At 72.3% G+C, this 18,976-nt stretch carries 19 protein-coding genes; 13 read left to right on the top strand and 6 right to left on the bottom strand.

What is annotated here, in order from left to right:
- Positions 1-33: 33 nt before the first annotated feature.
- The 8 genes from rhaS (at position 34) to ACZ9QC_RS02980 (ending at position 7,760) form a co-directional block, all read left to right on the top strand.
- Positions 34-1,116, top strand: a complete 1,083-nt coding sequence (gene rhaS, locus ACZ9QC_RS03015; RefSeq protein WP_472918673.1) for a rhamnose ABC transporter substrate-binding protein — start codon at positions 34-36, stop codon at positions 1,114-1,116.
- A 51-nt stretch (positions 1,117-1,167) separates the two neighbouring features.
- Positions 1,168-1,488 carry an L-rhamnose mutarotase gene (locus ACZ9QC_RS03010; RefSeq protein WP_472918672.1) on the top strand — a complete coding sequence of 107 codons (321 nt, stop codon included), beginning with the start codon at positions 1,168-1,170 and terminating at the stop codon, positions 1,486-1,488.
- A 77-nt stretch (positions 1,489-1,565) separates the two neighbouring features.
- A complete protein-coding gene (locus ACZ9QC_RS03005) occupies positions 1,566-2,990 on the top strand; it encodes a BNR repeat-containing protein (protein ID WP_472918671.1) in 1,425 nt (474 codons plus the stop codon).
- A 120-nt stretch (positions 2,991-3,110) separates the two neighbouring features.
- Positions 3,111-4,136 carry a LacI family DNA-binding transcriptional regulator gene (locus tag ACZ9QC_RS03000; RefSeq protein ID WP_472918670.1) on the top strand — a complete coding sequence of 342 codons (1,026 nt, stop codon included), beginning with the start codon at positions 3,111-3,113 and terminating at the stop codon, positions 4,134-4,136.
- A gap of 146 nt (positions 4,137-4,282) precedes the next feature.
- A complete protein-coding gene (locus ACZ9QC_RS02995) occupies positions 4,283-5,584 on the top strand; it encodes an alpha/beta fold hydrolase (protein WP_472918669.1) in 1,302 nt (433 codons plus the stop codon).
- A gap of 29 nt (positions 5,585-5,613) precedes the next feature.
- Positions 5,614-6,099: a GNAT family N-acetyltransferase gene (locus ACZ9QC_RS02990; protein WP_472918668.1), complete on the top strand. Its 486-nt coding sequence runs from the start codon at positions 5,614-5,616 to the stop codon at positions 6,097-6,099.
- A 9-nt stretch (positions 6,100-6,108) separates the two neighbouring features.
- The gene (locus ACZ9QC_RS02985) at positions 6,109-6,861 is read left to right on the top strand and encodes a PIG-L deacetylase family protein (protein ID WP_472918667.1); all 753 of its coding nucleotides are present in this window, start codon (positions 6,109-6,111) and stop codon (positions 6,859-6,861) included.
- A 59-nt stretch (positions 6,862-6,920) separates the two neighbouring features.
- Positions 6,921-7,760 (top strand): pentapeptide repeat-containing protein, encoded by an 840-nt coding sequence (locus ACZ9QC_RS02980; RefSeq protein ID WP_472918666.1) that lies wholly within the window; start codon positions 6,921-6,923, stop codon positions 7,758-7,760.
- Here ACZ9QC_RS02980 and ACZ9QC_RS02975 read toward each other — a convergent pair.
- Positions 7,728-9,341 (bottom strand): cytochrome P450, encoded by a 1,614-nt coding sequence (locus tag ACZ9QC_RS02975; protein WP_472918665.1) that lies wholly within the window; start codon positions 9,339-9,341, stop codon positions 7,728-7,730. The genes ACZ9QC_RS02980 and ACZ9QC_RS02975 overlap by 33 nt on opposite strands.
- Positions 9,342-9,458: 117 nt before the next feature.
- Here ACZ9QC_RS02975 and ACZ9QC_RS02970 point away from each other — a divergent pair, with 117 nt between their 5' ends.
- Positions 9,459-10,067: a TetR/AcrR family transcriptional regulator gene (locus ACZ9QC_RS02970; RefSeq protein ID WP_472918664.1), complete on the top strand. Its 609-nt coding sequence runs from the start codon at positions 9,459-9,461 to the stop codon at positions 10,065-10,067.
- Between the two features lie 152 nt (positions 10,068-10,219).
- Complete coding sequence (locus ACZ9QC_RS02965; RefSeq protein ID WP_472918663.1) at positions 10,220-10,945, top strand: DUF2470 domain-containing protein; 726 nt, start codon at positions 10,220-10,222, stop codon at positions 10,943-10,945.
- Here the strand turns inward: ACZ9QC_RS02965 and ACZ9QC_RS02960 are convergent.
- The 4 genes from ACZ9QC_RS02960 to ACZ9QC_RS02945 form a co-directional block, all read right to left on the bottom strand.
- Positions 10,913-12,169: a lactonase family protein gene (locus tag ACZ9QC_RS02960; RefSeq protein ID WP_472918662.1), complete on the bottom strand. Its 1,257-nt coding sequence runs from the start codon at positions 12,167-12,169 to the stop codon at positions 10,913-10,915. The two genes, ACZ9QC_RS02965 and ACZ9QC_RS02960, sit on opposite strands and share 33 nt — an antisense overlap.
- Positions 12,170-12,325: 156 nt before the next feature.
- Entirely contained in the window at positions 12,326-13,513 is a 1,188-nt protein-coding gene (locus tag ACZ9QC_RS02955; protein WP_472918661.1) for a GyrI-like domain-containing protein, read from the bottom strand.
- Positions 13,514-13,557: 44 nt separating this feature from the next.
- The gene (locus ACZ9QC_RS02950) at positions 13,558-14,814 is read right to left on the bottom strand and encodes an FUSC family protein (RefSeq protein WP_472918660.1); all 1,257 of its coding nucleotides are present in this window, start codon (positions 14,812-14,814) and stop codon (positions 13,558-13,560) included.
- Between the two features lie 105 nt (positions 14,815-14,919).
- The gene (locus tag ACZ9QC_RS02945; protein ID WP_472918659.1) at positions 14,920-15,414 is read right to left on the bottom strand and encodes an FBP domain-containing protein; all 495 of its coding nucleotides are present in this window, start codon (positions 15,412-15,414) and stop codon (positions 14,920-14,922) included.
- Between the two features lie 263 nt (positions 15,415-15,677).
- Between ACZ9QC_RS02945 and ACZ9QC_RS02940 the strand changes: the two genes are divergently transcribed.
- Both ACZ9QC_RS02940 and ACZ9QC_RS02935 read left to right on the top strand, forming a co-directional pair.
- Entirely contained in the window at positions 15,678-16,652 is a 975-nt protein-coding gene (locus ACZ9QC_RS02940; protein WP_472918658.1) for a phosphotransferase family protein, read from the top strand.
- 81 nt (positions 16,653-16,733) lie between these two features.
- Entirely contained in the window at positions 16,734-16,994 is a 261-nt protein-coding gene (locus tag ACZ9QC_RS02935; protein WP_472918657.1) for a hypothetical protein, read from the top strand.
- Between the two features lie 109 nt (positions 16,995-17,103).
- Here the strand turns inward: ACZ9QC_RS02935 and ACZ9QC_RS02930 are convergent, their stop codons facing one another.
- Positions 17,104-18,132 (bottom strand): SDR family oxidoreductase, encoded by a 1,029-nt coding sequence (locus ACZ9QC_RS02930; protein ID WP_472918656.1) that lies wholly within the window; start codon positions 18,130-18,132, stop codon positions 17,104-17,106.
- A 159-nt stretch (positions 18,133-18,291) separates the two neighbouring features.
- On the opposite strand from ACZ9QC_RS02930, the gene ACZ9QC_RS02925 reads away from it, so the two are divergent.
- Positions 18,292-18,948: a M15 family metallopeptidase gene (locus ACZ9QC_RS02925; RefSeq protein ID WP_472918655.1), complete on the top strand. Its 657-nt coding sequence runs from the start codon at positions 18,292-18,294 to the stop codon at positions 18,946-18,948.
- The last annotated feature ends 28 nt before the right edge of the window (positions 18,949-18,976 follow it).

The raw sequence follows: 18,976 nt of genomic DNA, 5'->3' as shown, positions 1-18,976 counted from the left end.
ACCCGTCCGCCCCTCCGTATCGAAGGACCTCTCATGCGCAAGGCAACCCTCCGGCGTTCGTGTGCGGCGCTCGCCGCCGTCACCTCCCTCGCCCTCGCCGTCACCGCCTGCGGCGGCACCACGAAGAGCGACGTCAAGGACGACTCCGCCTCGGCCACGGCCACCGGCAAGGCAGACCCGAACGCCGAACTGAAGAAGGGCCTGACCGTCGGCTTCCTGCCGAAGCAGGTCAACAACCCCTACTTCACCTCCGCCGACAAGGGCGGCGAGGCGGCCCTGAAGGAACTGGGCTCCAGCTACAAGGAGGTCGGCCCGTCCAGCGCCACGGACACCTCCGGCCAGGTCAACTACGTCAACACGCTCACCCAACAGCAGGTCGACGCCATGGCCGTCTCCGCACAGGACCCGGGCGCCCTGTGCACCGCGCTCAAGCAGGCCATGAGCAACGACATCAAGGTCGTCACCTACGACTCCGACACCAAGCCGGAGTGCCGCAACGCCTTCGTCTCGCAGGCGAGTGCCGAGGACCTGGGCCGCACCGAGGTCCAACTGCTCGCCGAGCAGATCGAGTACAAGGGCGAGATCGCGATCCTGTCGGCCGCGCAGACCGCGACCAACCAGAACACCTGGATCGAGTTCATGAAGGACGAACTCAAGGACCCCAAGTACAAGGACATCAAGCTCGTCAAGGTCGCCTACGGTGACGACGACGCCCAGAAGTCCTTCCAGCAGACCCAGGGCCTGCTCCAGGAGTACCCGAACCTGAAGGGGATCATCTCCCCGACCACGGTCGGCATCAAGGCCGCCGCCCAGTACCTGTCGGGCTCCAAGTACAAGGGCAAGGTCAAGCTGACCGGCCTCGGCACCCCGAACGACATGCGCAAGTACGTCAAGGACGGCACGGTCGAGGGCTTCGAGCTGTGGGACCCGGCGAAGCTCGGCGAGCTGGCTGCCCGTACCGCCGTGGCGCTGGTCTCCGGGCAGATCACCGGCAAGGAGGGTGAGACCTTCACCGCCGGCGACATGGGCGAGTACACCATCGGCAAGGACGGCGTCATCAGCCTCGGCAAGCCCACCGTGTTCGACAAGGAGAACATCGACAAGTTCGACTTCTGATCTCCGCACGCGAGTCACGCCACCCCCCTCACCCCCCAGGAGCGGTATCTCATGCAGCGCGTCTGCTTCCTCCTCAAGGTCCGCCAGGACCGGATCGACGAGTACCGCGAGCGGCACGCCGCCGTGTGGCCGGAGATGCTCGAAGCACTCTCGGCCACCGGCTGGCACAACTACTCCCTCTTCCTGCGCGACGACGGCCTGCTGGTCGGCTACCTGGAGACCGAGGACTTCAAGGCCGCGCTGGCCGGCATGGAGGGCGCCGAGGTCAACGCCCGCTGGCAGAAGGAGATGGCGCCGTTCTTCGAGTCCCTCGACGGCGCCCGGCCCGACGAGGCCATGAAGCCGCTCACCGAGGTCTTCCACCTCGCCTGAATCCCCGGCCCGTGTCACGCGTCCCCGGCGCCCGACCCCCTCCCGTACCCTCGTCGTTCGACAACGGAGTCCTAGAGATGAAGAGACGTACGCTGCTCGGTACCGCACTCGCGGGCGCCGTGGTGGCCCCCGCCCTCGGCGCCGCCACCGCCCGTGCCGCCGATCCCGGCCCTTCGGTCACCCAGACCGGCAACACCCTGCTCGACAGCCAGGCCATCTACTTCGTCTCCTACGACGGACTGGTCAACAACAACGCGTTCCAGAAGAACGCCCTGCTCACCTACAAGGGCTACCAGTACGCCGTCTGGTACACCGCCGACCGCAACGCCGTCGTCGGCCGCCGCGTCCTCGGCTCCGGCACCTGGTCCACCGTCAGGGTCGGCCACACGCTGCGCTACAACGACTCCCACAACGTCATCTCCATGGGCGTCTCCAAGGTCGACGGCCGTCTCCACCTCAACATGGACTCGCACAGCGACGGCTTCACCTACGTCAAGTCCGTCGCCGGCCTCATGGACAACCCGGCCGGCCTGAGCTGGACCACGAGCCGCTTCGGCGCCCCGCAGTCCACCCTCGACGGGCTGGCGCTCACCTCGCAGTTCACCTACCCGCAGTTCGTCTCGATGCCCGACGGCAAGCTCCAGCTGAGCTACCGCGCCGGCATCTCCGGCAACGGCCGCAATGCCCTCGCCGAGTACAACGGCACCTCCTGGACCGACCTCGGCGAGTGGACGTCCTCCACCGGCACCTACACCAGCGAGCACGGCTCCTCGACGGCCCGCAACATGTACCTGCACGGCATCGACTACGACCGCAACGGGCGCCTGCACGCCATGTTCACCTGGCGCGAGCAGAGCAACAGCGTGATGTGCAACAGCGGCGGCATCACCAACCACGACACCGGCTACGTCTACTCCGACGACCGCGGCCGCACCTGGCGCAACAACGCGGGCACCGTCGTCGGCGCCACCGGCGGCTCCGACCGGGTCTCCGTCACCGACGCGGGCCTCGTCGTGGACGCGCTCAACCCGGACCACTCCCTGATGAACCAGGAGAGCCAGTGGACCGACTCGGCCAGCCGCCCGCACGCCATCATCAGCTACGTCCCGGGCCGCTTCGGCCAGTGCACGACGAACTACGTCGCCAACCGCACGGCCAACGGCCGCGCCTTCCTCGTCCGCAAGAGCGCCTCCGGCGCCTGGGCGAAGACCGAGATACCGGTGCCGCTGAACTCCAGCCAGCGCACCAAGCTGGTCATGGACAAGTACGACAACGCCTACGCGATCTTCCCGTTCGGCCGGATCGCCGGCGCCTCGGTGGCCTCCGGGCACACCGACTGGCAGATCCTGTTCGACGGTTCCGGGCTCAACGCCTTCGGTGAGGTCGTGTTCGACGAGAGCCGGATCGCCCAGGACAATGCCCTGTCCGTGATGTACCAGGTGAAGTCGAGCGGCACCACACCGTCGGCGCTCCGAGTGATCGACTTCGCCCTGCCCGCCTGACCCGTCGTACGACCGTACGACGGCCACGTTTCCGTCGCTGACCGGGCCATTTCCCCTCAGGCCCGGCGGTAATGTGAACGTATGCCCGCCGCTCCGTACCTTCCTGGAGGTCCCCGTCCGATGTCGCAGTCGGTGGGTATCAAGGACGTCGCCGCCGCCGCCGGAGTCTCCGTCGGCACGGTCTCGAACGTCATCAACCGGCCCGACTCGGTGGCCTCCGGCACCCGGGCCCGTGTGCTGGCCGCCATCGACCGACTCGGCTATGTCCGCAGCGAGTCGGCGCGTCAGCTGCGGGCCGGGCGGAGCCGCATCATGGGGTTGCTCGTGCTCGACATGGGCAACCCTTTCTTCGTCGACGTCGCGCGCGGTGCCGAGCGGGCCGCGCGCGACGCCGGACTCGGCGTGATGGTCTGCAACAGCGCGCAGAGCGCCGGCGAGGAGTCCGAGTACCTCTCGCTCTTCGCCGAGCAGCGGGTGCGCGGGGTGCTGCTGACCCCCGCCGACGCCACGGGACGCAACATCGAGGCGTTCCGCCGCCACGGCATCCCCTTCGTCCTCGTCGACCGGGTGGCCGAGGGCACCACCGAGTGCTCGGTCTCCGTCGACGACGTCGCGGGCGGTGCCCTCGCCGTACGCCATCTGGTGGACGCGGGTCACCGCTCCATCGCGTACGTCAGCGGACCGGCGGGTCTCAACCAGGTCCGCGACCGCCGTACCGGCGCCCTGGGCGCCCTGCAGGAGGCGGGCCTCGGCCCCGAGGCCCTGCGGGAACTGCCCACCGAGCGCCTCGACGTGGCCGCCGGCCGCGACGCGGGCGCCCGCCTCCTCGGCCTCGCCGACCGCCCGACCGCCGTGTTCTGCGCCAACGACCTGCTCGCCCTCGGCGTGCTCCAGGCCATGTACGCGGCCGGGGTGAGCGTCCCCGACGACCTCGCCATCGTCGGCTACGACGACATCGAGTTCGCCGCCGCCGCGGCCGTCCCCCTCACCTCCGTACGGCAGCCCGCCGTCACCATGGGCGCCCTCGCCGCCGAGCTCCTGCTGGAGGAGACCGAGGCCGAGACCGCGCCCGTCCCGCACGAGCACCGGCGGGTCGTCCTCCAGCCGGAACTGGTGGTGCGGCGCTCCAGCCTCTCGGCGCGCTGAGCGCCCGCCCAGTAGCCGCGCACCGAGGGCGGCCGCGGTACTGATCCCCGGTTCAGCGGGAATTTCTTGATCCACGGGGTCGGCCGGGCGGAGAATCTGTGCTGGACTGGATCACGGCCTGGAATCCGTCCGCTCAAGGAGCCCTGTTGTCCGTCAGCTACCGGCAGCCCGGTGTCGTCCTCACCGACCGCCGCTTCACCGTCCCCCTCGACCACGACGACCCGGCGGGGGAGCGGATCGAACTCTTCGCGCGCGAGGTCGTCGCGAGCGACAAGGCGGACGCCGAACTGCCCTGGCTGGTCTATCTGCAAGGCGGCCCCGGCTTCGGGGCGAACCGTTTCGTCGGCCGCGAGGCCTGGCTGGGACGGGCCCTCGACGACTACCGCGTGCTGCTCCTGGACCAGCGCGGCACCGGCGCCTCCACCCCCGCCAACCGCCAGACCCTGCCGCTGCGCGGCGGCCCCGTCGAACAGGCCGACTATCTGGCCCACTTCCGCGCGGACTCCATCGTCCGCGACTGCGAGGCCATCCGCCCACAGATCACCGGCGGCGCCCCCTGGGCCGTCCTCGGCCAGAGCTTCGGCGGCTTCTGCGCGGTCACCTATCTCTCCGAGGCGCCCGAGGGCCTGGACCGGGTCGTCATCACCGGCGGACTGCCCTCCCTCGACGCGACCGCCGAGGAGGTCTACCAGGCCGCGTTCCCGCGCATCGAACGCAAGGTCGCCGCGCACTACGCCCGCTACCCCCAGGACGTCGAGCGGGCCCGGCAGATCGCCGAGCACCTGCTCCAGCACGACGTCGTCCTGCCGAACGGCTACCGCTTCACCGTCGAGGCGTTCCAGTCCCTCGGCATCCTCCTCGGCCGCGGCGACGGCAGCCACCGGCTGCACTTCCTGCTGGAGGACGCCTTCGTCCGCACCCCGCGGGGCCCCGCCCTCTCCGACTCCTTCCAGGAGGAGGTCCAGGGCCTGCTGTCGTACGCCGGCCACCCCCTCTACGCCCTCCTGCACGAGGCCATCTACGGCCAGGACCCGGGCCCCACGCGCTGGGCGGCGGAGCGGGTGCGCGGGCGGCTCCCGCAGTTCGACGCCGCCAAGACACTGACCGGCGACGAACCGCTGCTGTTCACCGGGGAGTCAGTGCACCCCTGGATGTTCGACAACGACCCCGCCCTGCGCCCCCTCCGCGAAACCGCCGAGGACTTGGCCGAGGAACGGGGCTGGCTCCCCCTGTACGACCCGGAGCGACTCGCCGCCAACGAGGTCCCGGTTGCCGCCGCGATCTACCACGACGACATGTACGTCGACACCGCCTACTCCCTGCGGACGGCCCGCTCGATCCGGGGCCTGCGCACCTGGGTCACGGACGAGTTCGAACACGACGGCGTACGCGCGGGCGGCCCGAGGGTGCTGGACCGCCTGCTGGCGCTCACGCGGGACGAGATGTGACGTCGGCGCCACCGCCTAACATGTAATGCATGACTAGCCATGATGACCCTTACGAGCTGAGTGTCGGTGTGCCCTCCGTCGAGGTCTTCCGCCGGCTGCGCACCGATGCCGGTCTCTCCGACAAGGACCCCGAGGCCGTGGCCGTCGCGCTCCCCCACACCTGGCACGGGGTGATACTCCGGCACGCGGGGGAGCCCATCGGGATGGGCCGGGTCATCGGCGACGGCGGCACCGCGTTCCAGATCGTCGACATCTGCGTGCACCCCGCCCACCAGGGCCGTGGTCTCGGCAAGCGCATCATGGCCGCGCTCACCGGCGAACTGGAACGCCGGGCCCCCGCCACGGCCTACGTCTCCCTGATCGCCGACGGCCCCGCCCGCTTCCTCTACGAGAAGTTCGGCTTCGCCGACACCGCCACGCACGACTCGATCGGCATGTACCGGGTGATGAAGGGGAGTTCGGGGGACGGTGGGGGCGCGGGCCTGCTTCGCGCGGAGCCGGTGCCCAGGGGCTAATGTGCTGACATGACCGACCTTCAGCCGGTTCAGCCGGAGCAGCTCGCGCCCATGCCCGAGGACTGGCGGCGGGCTCTCGCCGTCGTGGCCCACCCGGACGACCTCGAGTACGGGTGCTCGGCGGCGGTCGCCGCGTGGACCGACGCGGGCCGTGAGGTCGCGTACGTCCTGGTGACCCGTGGCGAGGCGGGCATCGACACGCTGGAACCCGCGCGGTGCGGCCCGCTGCGGGAGCGGGAGCAGCGGGCGAGCGCGGCCGTCGTGGGCGTGTCGGAGGTCGAGTTCCTCGACCACGCGGACGGCGTCGTCGAGTACGGGCCCGCGCTGCGCCGGGACATCGCGGCCGCCGTCCGCCGCCACCGCCCCGAACTGCTCATCACCCTCAACCACCGCGACACCTGGGGCGGCGTGGCCTGGAACACCCCCGACCATGTGGCCGTGGGCCGGGCGACCCTGGACGCCGCCGGGGACGCGGGGAACCGCTGGATCTTCCCCGAACTCGTCGAACAGGGGCTGGAGCCCTGGGACGGCGTCCGCTGGGTCGCCGTCGCCGGTTCCTCCAGCCCCACCCACGCGGTCGACGCCGGCCCCGGCCTCGATCGCGCCGTCGCCTCCCTCCTGGAGCACCGCACCTATATCGAGGCACTGACGCAGGAGGACCCGGAGACCTATGCCCGCGCATTCCTCACCGGGTACGCCCGCACCGTGGGCGAGCGGTTCGGCGGGAGGCCCGCGGTGGCCTTCGAGGTATTCCCCCGGTGACGTGCGGGACCCGTGGCCTGCGGAGAACCCGTCGGTGACTTCTGGTTAGGGTGAACCGTATGGAACAGACATCCGGCGCGGCCCGCCACGCGCCTGACCTGCGTGACCTGCGCGCGGACTGCGGCAGTTGCTTCGGCCTGTGCTGTGTGGCACTGCCCTTCGCCCGCTCGGCCGACTTCGCCGTCGACAAGGCCGCGGGCACACCGTGCGGGAACCTCGGGGAGGACTTCCGCTGCGGCATCCACGTCCGGCTCAGGGGCGAGGGATTCAACGGCTGCACGGTCTACGACTGCTTCGGCGCCGGGCAGAAGGTCTCACAGGGCACGTTCGGGGGTGAGAGCTGGCGCACCGGCGGTCGCGAGCACGCCCGCCGGATGTTCGACGTCTTCCCGGTCGTCCGTCAACTCCACGAACTGCTCTGGTACTTGACCGAGTCGCTCACCCTCCCCGCCGCCCGCCCCGTGCACGCCGACCTGCGCCGCGCGCTCGACGAGACCGAGCGGCTGACCAGGGGGACGGCGGAGGAATTGGCTGAGCTGGACGTGGCCGCGCACCGGCAGCGCGTCAACGTGCTGTTGCTGAAGGTCAGCGACCTCATGCGCGCCGGCGCCGGACGCAGGCGGAACCGGCGAGGAGCCGACCTCATCGGCGCCCGGCTCAAAGGGGCCGACCTCAGGAAGGCCGACCTGCGGGGTGCCTACCTCATAGCCGCCGACCTGACCGGCGCCGATCTGCGGGGCGCGGACCTGATCGGCGCCGACCTCCGCGACGCCGACCTCACCGACGCGGACCTGACCGGCGCGTTCTTCCTGACCCAGCCCCAGCTGAACGCGGCCCGCGGCACCGCCGGCACCCGGCTGCCGACCTCAGTCACCCGCCCCGGTCACTGGACAGCGTGACGGCCCCGTAGGCGAAGACGAAGGCGACGGGGAGGGCGACGGGGAGGGCGGCGATGAGGGCTCGCCCGGCGGTGACGGGTGCTGTGCGGTGTCCCGTCCCGCCGCCCCTCTCCGCCGCTCCACGTTCAGCCGCAGCCCCTCCGGCATCAGGGTCAGCCGTTCCGCCACCCGCAGCCGGTACCCCGGCTCCGGACTCAGCTCGTACCGGCGCAGCAGCAGGCCCAGCACCAGCGTGGCCTCGTGCAGCGCGAACTGGCGGCCGATGCAGGCCCGGGCCCCCGTGCCGAACGGCTTGAAGGTGTGCGGTGCCCGCGAGCGCACCGCCGCCGCCTCGAAACGGTCCGGGTCGAAACGGTCGGCATTCGCGCCCCACACCGCCGGGTCCCGGTGCAGCATCGCCGTCAGCAGCAGCGCCCAGGCGCCGCGCCGCATCGGATGGACCCCGCCCAGCACGGTGTCCTCGCGGGCCTCCCGGGAGAAGGCGGGCGCCGTCGGCCACAGCCGCAGCGCCTCGTCCAGCACCCGGCGCACGTACCGCAGCCTGGCCACCTGTTCGTACCCGGGCCGTGCGGTGTCGCCCCACACCCGGTCCACCTCGGCGCGGGCGCGGGCCGCCAGGTCCGGGTGCCGGGCGAGGTAGTGCAGGGCGAAGGACAGGGCGCCCGAGGTGGTCTCGTGCCCGGCGACCAGGAAGGTGATGACCTGCCGTCGGACGTTCTCGGCGGACAGCCGCTCACCGGTCTCCGGATGCGCCGTCTCCAGCATCCGGTCGAGCAGATCACCGCTCCCGGCCCCGGCGCCACGGACGCCGAGTCGGCCCCCGGTGCCGGCGGAGGACCGCCGCGCCCGCACCACCGCGTCGACCGTCTCGTTGAGGTGGGCCATGTCCGCCCGGTTGTGCCGGGCGGCGTCCCGCAGCAGCAGGGGCACCAGGGGGTCGGGGACGACGTTGCGGCGCTGGGCGTAGGTCAGGGTTCCGACCATCGCCGCCACGAAGGGGTGCGGCCGTGAGCGCTCGAAGGAGCCGAAGTCGTGGCCGAAGCCGGTGCGGGCGATCGTCTCCAGCGTCAGCTTGGTCATGTCACCGGGCACGTCCACGGTCTCGCCGGCCTCGCCCGCCCGGTCCCAGTGGTCCGTCAGCCGCTCGGCGACGTCGAGCATCAGCGGGTGGTACCCGGCCATGGCCTCCCGGCTGAAACCCGGGGCGAGGACGTCGTGGGCGAGCTGCCAGTTGGGTTCGTGGTTGTACGCCGTGAAGAGCCCGTCCCCGGCCACCGGGCGCAGATTGGCGACGCCCACCCCCACGTGCTTGGCGAACCGTGACTCGTCCGCCAGTTCCGCCGCGAGATCCGCGCCCCCGACGAACACGATCTCCTTGGTGAACGCCTTTCGCCGGAAGATCGGCCCGAGCCGCCGCCCGAGCCGCACGGACTCCTGGACGGGCGTCCGCAGATTCGTCCCGAGGGCGTCGCCGATGACGGGGAGCCGGTACGGCGGGTGCGGTATGCGGTGCAGCTCGGGCCAGCCCAGCTCCGCGCTGCGGAAACCCTTGATGGTCGTGGTCCCCGTCGTCGCCGTCATGACCACCTCTCCCTCGCGCGCACGCCGTGCCGGGGCCGCCGCGACTTGTTGTACTCGGGTTCAATAGTGGTCCCAGTCTCGTCCCGCTGTTGAACCCGCGTCAAGTAAAGTGACGGCATGGCAGCCAGGCAGGGAGAGCGCCCCCGTCGTCGGCTCAGCACCGAGGAGCGGCGGGAGCAGTTGCTCGCGGTCGGGGCCCGACTCTTCTCGGAGAGCCCGTACGACGACGTGTGGATCGAGCAGGTCGCCGAGATCGCCGGTGTCTCCCGCGGGCTGCTGTACCACTACTTCCCGAACAAGCGGGTCTTCTTCGCGGCCGTGGTGGAGCGCGAGAGCGAGCGGATGCTGCGGATCATGACCCCCGCTCCCGGCGGCTCGGCGCGCGAGCGGCTGACCAACGGGCTCGACGCGTTCCTCGCGTACGTCGAGGAGCGCGCCCACGGCTTCCGGGCGTTCCACCGCGCCGACGCCACCGGGGACCAGGCCGTGCGCAAGGTCTACCAGCGGGCGCTGGCCGCCCAGGAGGCCCAGATCCTGGCGGCCCTGGCGTCGGACGCGGAGTTCGCTGCGGCCCTCGACGGGCGGCCGGAGATGCGGCTCGCCGTGCGCGGCTGGCTGTCGTTCACGACGGCGGTCTGTCTGGAGTGGCTGCGGGGCTCGGAGTTGTCCCGGGAACAGGTGCGTGATCTGTGTACGCGGGCCCTTTTCGGGGTTCTCGTTCCCTGAGTTCGGGTTCCCGTCCTCTGGGTCGGCACCTCGGCCGGTTCGTCGAGGCGAACGGGAAGTCCACGGAGAAAGTCCACAGGCTGTCCGGCGGTGGTTGGCGTACGTCCCGATCTCCTATAGGTTAGGCAAGGCTTACCTAAGGGAGGTTGGGGATGGGTGACCGTCACACCTGGACGGCCGCGCCCGCCGCGGCCGAGCGTGCCCGCTCGGTGCTCGCGGCGGCGTGGTCCTGCGCGGTGACCGCCGAGGGCGGCCGCGAGGAGTTCGTCGGCGCGCACAGCGTCACCGAGGACGGCCGGGTGATCCTGCGCGTCCCCGAGGACAGCACGCTCGTCGCCGCCGCGATCTGCGCCCCGCGCGGCGAGCCGTCCGCCGTGCTGGAGTTCGCCGATGTCGCGCCCGTCCCCGTGCGCAACCGCATCCGGGCCCGGCTGTGGGTCGCCGGCTGGTTCGCGCCCAAGGACGGCGACCTGGAGTTCGAGGCCACCCGCATCGTGCTGCGCGAGCCGTCCGGCGCGGTCGTGGTCGACCTCGACGAGTTCGCCGCCGCCGCACCGGATCCGCTGGTCACGGCCGAGTCCCGGCTGCTGACACACCTCGCCGACGCCCACCCGGACGCCGTCGAACGCCTCACCCGCCTCGTGCCGCCCGACAGCCTGCACGGCGCCGTGCGCGTCCAGCCGCTCGCCGTCGACCGGCACGGCCTGACCCTGCGCATCGAACGGGCCCGCGGCAACGGCGACGTACGCCTGACGTTCCACAAGCCCGCCGACGACATGGCGCAGCTCACCGAGCGTATGCACACCCTGCTCTCCCAGGCGAGCGCCGCGTCCTGCCCGCGCGCCCTACAGCGGCAGCGCACAGACGGCGACGGGTGACGCGAACGGCGCGCCCGCGCGCCGCAGTTCACCGTTGCCCGGGTCGACCCGGAACACGCTGACCGTGCTCGACCGCTGCAGCGCCGCGAACAGCAGGCCCCCGTCGGGCGAGAGGGCGATCTGGCGCGGGAAGTCCCCGCCGACCGGCACGGTGTCGAGCAGCCTCAGCCGCGCGCCGTCCGCCTCCACCGCGTAGCGCGTCAGGCTGTCGTGCCCCCGGTTGGCGAGGTACGCGTACGAGCCGTCCGGCGTCACGACCAGCTGCGCCGGGTAGTTGGTGCCCGCCCCCGTGCCCGTGGGCTGCGGCGGGCCCGGCGTGAGCCGCCCCCGGTCGGGCTCGTAGGCGCAGACCACGACCGTGTTGTCCACCTCGTTGGCGAGATAGGCGTACCGCCCCTCGGGATGGAAGGTCAGGTGCCGGGGCCCCGCACCCGCCCGCAGGCGCGCCCGGGAGACCTCGGTGAGCGTGCCTCGGGACTCGTCCAGCCGGTAGGTGTAGACGGTGTCGGTGCCCAGGTCGACGGCGAGGACATGGCCGCCGTCGGGGCTCGTGACGATCTGGTGCGCGTGCGGCCCGTCCTGGCCCGGCCCGGGCGGCGGACTGCTGTGCACCACCAGGTCCGTGCGCTGGCCCAGCGCGCCCGACTCCTCGACGGGGTGCACGGCGACACTGCCCGAACCGTAGTTCGCGCTCAGCAGCCACCGCCCGCTCGGGTGCACCGACAGGTGGCTGGGCGCCTCGCCGCCACTGCTCCGGGTGCCCAGAACCTTGCGGTCGGACAGCCGTACGGCGGTCACCCCGCCCTCGGGTCGCTCGTTCACCGCGTACAGCGTCCGGCCGTCCGGGTGCACGGCGAGGTACGACGGGTCGCCGACCCCGCCGATCGTCCCCTCACCCGTGACCCGACCGCTGCGTGGGTCGTACGTCGCCACTCCGATGCCGTCGCCACCGCCCTCGACGGAGGTGTACGTCCCGATGTAGAGCGGCTGGGGGCCGGTGCGGGCGGGGGAGGGCCCGGCGGTCGCGGACTCGGTGCCCGACCCGGCCCCGGCCTCCGCCGACGGAGCCGTGGGGGCGTTCGTCGCGGGGGAGGGCGACGCGGAACCGGTCGTCCCGTCGGACCCCGCGCAGCCCGCCAGGACGGCCGGCACGGCTCCCGCCAACAGCCCCAGGGCGCGGCGCCTGCTCCAGCCGCCCCGGTCCCCAACCGCCTCGCTCGTCATTCGTCGCACCTCGGGTGTCGCTTCTCTCGGCCGCCACCACCTTGACGGGTCCGAGCACCCCGGCGCAAAGGCGAAGGCGGGCGTCGCGCGCCATGCGACGCCCGCCGTTCGTCCGCGGGAGGTCGGCCGGGGCCGACCTCGGGTCCTCGCGGCCGGCTACCAGTCGCCGTCCTGGATCGGCTTGCCCGGGGCGTCGCCCAGCGGCTTGACCTGGCCGGGAGCGGGTGCCTGCCACGGATCGAGGTCGTCGCCGAGCCAGTCACCGACGGGCTTGACCGTGCCGAGGGCGTCGGCCGGGTCGAGATCGTGGGCGTCGTTGTCGTAGTACTCGAACCACGGGAGCCCGGCCCGGGTGTACGCCGCGCGGTCCACGGGCGACGGCGGCGGGGCCTCCCCGGTGATCCGGCGCCACTCGGGCGGGGTCACCAGATGCACGAAGATCCGGCCGGCCGGATGCTCCGCCCAGCTGCCGCGCGGCCAGGTGTCCCGGTAGACCTCCTGCCGCATCGACCCGCCGACACCGAGACCCATCGCCGCCGGAGCCCGGGGCGGAGCCGCGGGACCGCTGCGCTGCGGGGCCGCGGCGGGCGCCGCCATCGGGTACGCCGCACCCGGCGGCATCGGTCCGCCGCCCGGTGCGGGCGGCAGGGGAGCGCCGCCCGGCGCGGGGGGCGGCGGGGCTCCGGTGGCCGGGGGCGGCATCGGCACGGCACCCGGCGGCGGCATCGGGACCGGGCCCGTGCCGGCGAAGAGGGTGGTGGTACCGAGCTGGGCGAGGTCGCGCTCCCGTTCGGCCCTCAGCCGCTCCTCCTCCCGCCACACCGCCAGCTGCTTGTCGTTCAGCGGGAACGACTGCAGCTGCACCCCGCCGAACACCTCCTCGCCGGTGACCTGGCCCTCGACCGTGGCACCGAGGCCGAGGGGGACGGCCACGAACTGCCTGACCGTGCCCTTGCCGGAGTTGATGCCGTCCAGCCAAGGCTGCCGGGGGAGCACGACGTAGTTCTGCGGATCGCGGGCGAGCGCGCCGGTCCACGGCTTGCCCGACACCGCGCACACCTTGCCGACGCCGACCTGGAGCGCCGCCGGCTCCGTGGAACCGCCGAAGTGCAGCCACATCGCCTCGCGCAGATACACGGGGAGCATCACCCCGCCGCGCGCCCGCATCTCGGCCGGGGCGGTGTGCGGATGGTCCTCGACCCGGCGGATCGGGAAGTCTCCCAGTCCGGGCGGAAGTTGGTGCGTACCTGTCTCCGGCAGACGCAGGGTGCGGATGAAGCGCACCCGCACCCCGCCCGGCAGATGGAGTGTGGTCCCGTCGATCCGCACGGTGCCTTCGGCCATTCCGTACGCTCCCCTCGTCGTCGTGTCGCGCCTCGTACCCGGCGTCACTTAGTACGTCCGGCGAGGCCGGACCGGTTCCGCCGACGGGGGCGCACGATGCGTACGCGGTCGCGCAGGCGCGTGAGCCGGGGGGAGCGCTCGCGCTGTTCACGGGTGCAGCGGTCGAGCTCCTCCATCAGCCGCTGGGAGCGGTGCTCGGTGTCCAGCTCGTCCAGCATGCGGTTGACCTCCGTCAGCACGGCGCCGTGCAACTGCCAGTGCCTCGGGTCGCGCTGGACGTCCTCCAGGAGCAGCTGGGCGAGCTTGTCGCGGGTCGCGGCGGCGGTCGACAGCTCGGCGGCGAGCCGGTCCTCCGCGGACTCGGCGCTGCGGCTGACGTCGGTGGTGACCAGCACCGCGAAGCTGACCACCGCGTCGCCGATCTCGGCCAGCAGCTGCTCGATGGCGGCTCCCACCTGCGCCGAGAACAGCGGACTCGGCTCCCGCTCCTTGGCGAGGTCGGTGAGGGTACGGGCCAGCACCCGCAGCACCACCGTGCAGATCTCCAGCGTGTCCAGGCCGGTGCGCAGCACCACCCGGTGCAGCAGGCCCTCCCGTACGCGCGGATTGAGCTTCAGGCTGTCCTCGGCCTGCTTGAGGGCCGCGTCCACCTCGACGATGTCGAAGTCCAGCTCCCGCGCCTCGTGCAGCCGGGCCGCCGCGGCCTCCGCCGGGGTGCGGCCCGCGGCCTCCTCGCCGACCCGTATCATCAGCTGCCGCATCCGCCGGGCCAGGTCCTCGATGGACTCACCGGCCGCCTCCACCCAGACCGGGGGAGCGAGCAGCAGGTTGAAGGCGAGTCCGACGACCGCGCCGATCAGGGTCTCCACGATCCGTGCCCAGGCCGTGTCGCCGACCCTGGTGACGCCGAGCACCAGCATCGCGCTGATGGCCACCTCGGGCACGAACTCGCTCACCCGCACCAGATGACCCACCGCGAGCGAGGCCAGGATGATCAGGGCGAGGCTCCACCAGGTGAGGCCCACCAGAACGCTGAAGCCGATGGCGATGACGACGCCGGCGACCACCGAGTTCACCCGGCGGATACCGGTGGTGAGGGTGGAATAGAGGGTCACCTGCACGACCAGCAGGGCGGTCAGCGGAGCCGTCAGGGGCGCCGCCTCCGTACTGAGTTGCAGCGCCACCACATAGGCCACCGTGGCGGCCGCCGCCGACCGCACCGACTGGACGATCACCGGGTCCTGTCGCCACTTCGCGACCCGTGTGTCGATCAGGCCCCACACATCACGTACGTCTCGCATCCTTGCGCTGTTCCCGTTCCGCTGGCACACCGAACTCCTGACCGAGGACAGTAGTCACCTGGGTGATCGCCCGGGAGGACTGAAGACCACAAGGCCAGGGCGGGTTCAGTCGTACAGCTTCGCCAGGAACGCGGACAGGTTGCCCACCGTCCGGGCGATCTGTTCCTCCACGGTGAGGCTCTCCTCGAAGCGGCTGCCGCTCTCCAGGGCCTTCTTGCCGCGCACATAGAGCGAGCACGCCAGGTCCGCACACATGTACACGCCGACCGAGTTCCCCTCCCGGCCGGCCGCACCCGCCTTCCGTGCCGTCATCAGGGAGACCCCGCCGCCCGGATGCGTCGTCAGGCACAGCGAGCACATGCTGCGGTGCAGGAACCCGCGCCGCGCGGAGGGGAGCCGCAACGCGACGCCGGCGAATCCTCCCTCGCGCTCCGCGACCAGATAGCCGCGGTCGGGCGCACCGGGATCCCGCCAGCCGAGGAAATCGAGATCCGCCCAGGGCCGCTCCTCCAGATCGCGCGGTACGGAGATCCTCTTCGCCTCCCCCTTCGAGCAGTTGACGAAGGAGGTGCGGATGTCCTGCTCGGTGAGTGTCCTCATGACGGCCTGTTCTCCGGTGATGGGGTGATCTGTCTGTCTCGGAACCTAGGACTACTAGGTTTTAACCTAAGGTACGTGGACCTATGGGAAGGGTCCAATGGTTTTCGGGGCCGTCGACGCACGGACTCCGGTCGCCGACCGGGCGAACCCATCGCCATGGGCTGCTACGTGGAGGACGTCTGCGCGGCCGGACGAGCGGGGTGTGCCGTGGGGGCCCACCTGGCAGAGTGGCCCCCACGCGCAGGCCGACGAGGGGGATCGCAGTGGACGAGCAGGAACGCGCGCGGCTGGCACTCGCGGCGGCGGGGCTGCCGCCGGAGAGTCTCGCCGAGCGTCGGCCGCTCACCGGCGGCACGTACAACACGGTCGAGGAACTGCGCCTCGCCGACGGTACCCGGCTCGTCCTCAAGGTCCCCCCGCCGCCCAGCACGCCCGGCCTGGCCCACGAGCGGGAACTCCTCGCCGCCGAGGCCGAGTTCTGCCGGGCCGCCGCGACCGTCGACGTCCCCGCTCCCCGCGTGGTCGGGGCCGCCTTCGACGAGAGCGCGCCGGCGGGCCGCCACCTCCTGCTCACCCACTGCCCCGGCACCGGCTGGGACGGGCCGCCCACCGACCGGCAAGCGGCGCTGCGACGGGAACTGGGCGGCCTGGTCGCCCGACTGCACCGGGTCACCGGCCCCGGCTACGGCTACCCCAGCGGTGCCCTCGGCCCTCTCGCCCCCGACTGGCGCACCGCGTTCACCGCCATGTACGAGGCCGTCCTCGACGACGCCGACCGCTTCGGCGCCTGGCTGCCCCGCCCCCTGGACGAGGTGGCCCGCACGGCGAAGCTCGCGTACGACACCCTCGACGAGGTGACCGTGCCGCGCCTGGTCCACTTCGACCTGTGGCCGGGCAACATCCTCGTGGAGCACGGCGGTACCGCGCGCGTGGGCGGGCTGATCGACGGCGAGCGCATGTTCTGGGGCGACCCCGTCGCGGACTTCGTCTCGCTGGCGCTGCTGGGAGACGTCCGGGAGGACACCGACTTCATGACCGGGTATCAAGAGGCGGGCGGCGTCGCCGAGTTCACGCCGTCGGCCGCTCGGCGGTACGCCCTCTACCGCAGCTACCTCGACCTGATCATGCTGGTGGAGACGGTGCCGCGCGCCATGGGAGGCGACGACCTCGCCTGGCGGCGGGAGCGGGTGGCCCCGCATCTGACGGCCGCTCTGGAGGAGCTGGCCGGGAGCGCCTGACACCTCGTGGACACCGCGTGGTTTGAGTCGATCGGGCCGAGGTACCCGCGCGCGGTGCACGACAGCAGGAAGGAGCACGCCGTGGACGATCACCGCATGGAGGGCCCCGGCGAGCACCCGGACCCCATACCGAGGGACATGCCCGACCAGCAGGCGACCGAGGGCGAGGACCCGTGGGAGGCAGCCCCGACGCGTGCCGCCGCCGACGAGCGGGACGAAGGTGCCGCCGACGAGGCCACCGACGTGCCCGACACGGACGAGGCCGGTACCGGACGGCAGGGCGCCCCGCAGTCGGGCTCCGCCAACCCCGAACAGCCCGTACCCGACGAGCCCTCCGGCTGACCCACGTCGGCCGGCCGTCGGTTCCCGCTCCCTGGCTCGTGCAGAGACTCGGCGCCTCCCCGGTGGGACCCGGGGAGGCGCCGTCATGTCCGGGACGTGTCCGGCGCGCTCAGCCGACCTTCCGGCCCCGCAGCGGTTCCGTCTCCGCCCCGGCCCCGTGCCGCAGCCCCTCCAGGAACTCCTCCAGCACCTCCACCGACGTGCGCTCGGGCCGCCAGCGCAGCTCGTCGCGGGCCTTCGAGCAGTCCATCAGCGGCAGCCGCAGCACGGCGTCGAAGAGGTGCGGCGAGGCGGGCAGCAGCCGCAGGTTCCACGCGGCGGCGATCGCCGAGCGGGCCGCGACACGGGGCAACCGCACCGGACGGGACCCCAGCACCTCGCTGAGCAGCGCGGCGTCCACGGGGGACTCCGCCGCGAGGTTGAAGGCGCCACGGGCATCGGAGTGCAGGGCCAGCCGGTACGCCCGGGCGGCGTCGTCGGTGTGCAGGGCCTGCACCTTCAGCCCGGGGACGTCGGGCAGGAACGGCAGGAGATCGGGCCGCGCCAGCTGTCCCGGCAGGAAACGCCCGCCGAAGATACGGCGCTGCTCGCTAGCCGACTCCCGCTTGAACAGGAACGCGGGGCGCATCCGCACCACCCGCACCCCGGGGTGCTTGTGCTCGAACGAGTCCAGGGCCCGCTCCAGATACGCCTTCTCCCGGCAGTACGCGGCGTCCGGCCAGCCGTGCGTCGGCCACGACTCGTCCACCGCGCGGCCCTTCGGCCCGGGGGAGTATGCGCCGACGGACGAGGCGTGCACCAGCGTCGGGACCTCGGCCTGCGCCACCGCCTCGAAGACCCGGATGCTGCCCAGCACATTGGTCCGCCAGGTGGCGGCCGGGTCGTGCGTCGGCTGGAACGCCCAGGCGAGATGGACGACCGCGTCCGCCCCCTCGAACTCCTTGACCAGATCGGCCTCCTCGGACCCGACGTCCACGGCCGACCAGTCCGTCTTCGCGGGGGACCAGTCGGGGATCCGCCGGGCCAGGCCCCGTACCCGGTCGACCCGCGCGTCCTCCGCGAGCAGCCGCATCAGACTCGTCCCGACATTGCCGGTGGCGCCAGTGACCACGATCCTGCCGCCGGATTCTCCGTTCACCGCAGACTCCTCTCGCGCACTTCGATTCCTCCGGAGCCGCCCACGAGTACCCGGCCCCGGAGGATGCACGCGGCCACTACCGGCCACACGGGGCGAAGCGCCGACCGTCGGTCCGCCGATCCCGCCCGGGGCCCGCCGGAGACGGGAGATGATCAGTACATGACCGAGATCATCCTGATGTCCGACCCGAGAGTGGCGGCGGTACCCGTCCATGACCGGGACGAGCCGCTCGTCGACGTACGCCGAGCCGGTCCACTGTCGGTCGACGAGCGCAAGGCCGACCGCACGGGCGCCTATGCCCATCTGCGGGCGGAGGTGCACGACCGGCTGCTCAAGGCCCAGGACCTGCTGCCGCACGGGCTGCGTCTGCTCTTCGTGGAGGGCTACCGGCCGCCGTCCCTGCAGCGCGCCTACTTCGAGCGGTACGCGGCCGAGCAGCGCGCCCTCCACCCCGACTGGCCCGCCGACCGCATCCGCGAGGCGGCCAGCCGCTATGTCTCCCCGCCCGAGATAGCCCCGCACTCCGCGGGCGCCGCCGTGGACCTGACCCTCATGGACGCCGACGGCCACGAACTCGACCTCGGTACGCGGGTCAACGCGAGCCCGGAGGAGAGCGACGGCGCCTGCTACACGGGGACGGACGGCATCTCCGCCGAGGCCCGCGCCCACCGGGAGACGCTCGGCGCCGCCCTCGGCGCGGCGGGCTTCGTCAACTACCCCACGGAGTGGTGGCACTGGTCGTACGGCGACCGGTACTGGGCCCTCGCGACGGGCGCGCCGACGGCGCTGTACGGGCCGCGGGAACTCGACGCCTGACCCCGGACAAGGAGAAGCCCCGACCGGG

The organism is Streptomyces sp. HUAS MS02 (assembly GCF_055702265.1).
This window is presented reverse-complemented; position numbering and strand designations above follow the sequence as displayed.